The sequence below is a fragment of the Bacillus sp. LR--39 genome, assembly GCF_053613335.1.
The window spans coordinates 1-1,342 of the sequence record NZ_JBSIOT010000178.1 but is presented as its reverse complement, the minus strand read 5'-3'; the positions used below and the strand labels follow the sequence as shown (position 1 = coordinate 1,342).

The following is a 1,342-nucleotide window of genomic DNA, read 5'->3' as shown; positions in this document are numbered from 1 at the left end:
GAAGCAGACTATATTGTCGTCATGGATATGAATCACATCCGATATACGCATCCTGTCAGCACAAGCATCGGCAAGAAATCAGAAGGTGCAGACGAGGAGGCAGCGTTTGCGGAGCACATTTATTTCTCTGAAGCAAAGGGCGAGCTCGGCACGGCGGTTCGCGCTTTTTATCCGGTTAAGGATCAAGACCTGAACCAAATAGGCGTGGTGCTTGTCGGAAAAACGCTGCCAGGGATCGCTGACATCCTGCTTCATTTAAAGCGTGATATCGCCTTCATCGTTGTGCTGACACTCGGCTTTGGCCTTGCTGGTTCCTTTTTGCTGGCCCGCCATATCAAAAAACAAATGTTTCAGCTTGAACCCCATGAGATTGTCCGAATGTATGAAGAACGGACAGCGACGTTTCACTCGATGAATGAAGGGGTGATCGCTATTGACAATCGGCTCGTCATTACGATTTTTAATGAAAAAGCGAAACAGATCTTTGAAGTGCAGGGGGATCTGATCGGCAAGGTGATTTGGGAGGTTCTCAAGGATTCGCGCCTGCCTGAAATCGTGGAGCGGAACAAAGCGGTTTATAATGAAGAAATTCGTGTCAGCGGAAAAGTCATCATGAGCAGCAGAATTCCGATCGTCATGAAGAAAAAAGTGATCGGCGCCGTTGCGATTTTTCAGGACAGAACGGAAGCGGCCAAGATGGCAGAGGAATTGACTGGTGTCAGAAACTTTGTGGAGGCGCTCCGTGTCCAAAACCATGAGCATATGAATAAGCTGCACACGATCGCCGGTCTCATCCAGCTGGGGAAATCTGAAAAAGCCTTGCAGCTTGCATTCCAGGCGTCAACTGAGCAGGAAAATGTGACTGAATTTCTGCACCGCTCGATTCAAAATGACGCTGCGGCAGGCCTTCTATTAAGTAAAATCAGAAGGGGAAGAGAGCTCGGCATTGCTGTTCATATAGATGAAAACAGCAGTCTTCAGCAATTTCCCGAGCATATTGATCAGCATGATATTGTCGTGCTTTTGGGGAATCTGATTGAAAATGCCTTCGGCTCATTTGAAACCGTTCAATCTGAAGACAAACGAATTGACATTAGTATCGAACAAACAGATGATATCCTTGCTATTTTAATAGAAGATAACGGCTGCGGAATTGATCCGGCACATATGCCTCGCCTTTACGACAAAGGTTTTACGGTCAATAAAACTGGCGGCACAGGCTATGGCCTGTATCTAGTGAAACAAATCATAGACAAAGGATCGGGCGCGATAGAAGTTGATTCACATGCGGAGCAGGGGACATCTTTTTCTATCGTTTTTCCAATGAAGGGGGAGGAAGCAC

General features: G+C 46.8%; 1 protein-coding gene. It reads left to right on the top strand.

Annotated elements, in window-relative coordinates; translation table 11 throughout:
- Window positions 1-1,342 (top strand): two-component system sensor histidine kinase DctS (gene dctS / locus ACWHAR_RS21555; RefSeq protein ID WP_452087778.1); only part of this gene is annotated, 1,342 nt, incomplete at both ends.